We start from the raw sequence: 686 nt of genomic DNA on the forward strand, positions 1-686 counted from the left end.
CTCGAACAGATAATGGCTGGCCATGGCCGAGAAGCGGGCATTGACCTGCCGCTCCTTGCCGCGGCCGATCCTGTCGACCGCCGTGCGCATGTTGTCGTAGATCCCGCGCCGGGGAACGCCGCCCAGAACCCGGAAGGCGTGGTTGTGGGCGTCGAACAGCATCTCGTGCGTTTGCAGCGGATAGGCCCGCACGATGAAGGCACGGCTGTAGCTGAGCTTGAAGTGCGCCACCTGAAGTTTGGTGCGCTCGCCGCCGATGACCGCCCAGTCTTCCGACCAGTCGAACTGGAAGGCCTCCCCGGGCTCGAACGCCAGCGGCACGAAGGTGCCGCGCCCGCTCGTTTGCATCTGACGCTGGCGCTCTTCCTTCCAGGTCCGCGCAAAGGCGGCGACACGACCATATGAGCCCTCATAGCCGAGGCTCATTAGATCGGCGTGCAACTGCTTGATCGTACGCTTCTGCTTGCGCGGCCTGTTTGCTTCCGTCCTCAGCCAGGCAGACAGCCGCTCGGCATAGGCATCAAGCTTGCTCGGCCGCTCCGGCGCCTTGAAGCGGGGCTCGACCTCACCTGATCGCAGGTATTTGCGGATCGTATTCCGCGACAGTCCCGTGCGCCGTGCAATCTCCCGGATCGAATGTCCATCTCGCAGATGCCAGCGTCGGATAACGCTCAGTAACGCCATGT

The 686-nt window shown here is 63.6% G+C and carries 1 protein-coding gene; it reads right to left on the minus strand.

Annotated features, from left to right (window positions below; translation table 11 throughout):
• On the minus strand, nucleotides 1-684 hold a 684-nt coding region (gene istA, locus E6C48_RS22355; RefSeq protein ID WP_136360402.1), incomplete at its 3' end, for an IS21 family transposase.
• Nucleotides 685-686: the final 2 nt, after the last annotated feature.

The sequence above is a fragment of the Ollibium composti genome, assembly GCF_004801285.1.
In the GTDB taxonomy this organism is placed as follows: Bacteria; Pseudomonadota; Alphaproteobacteria; order Rhizobiales; family Rhizobiaceae; genus Mesorhizobium; species Mesorhizobium composti.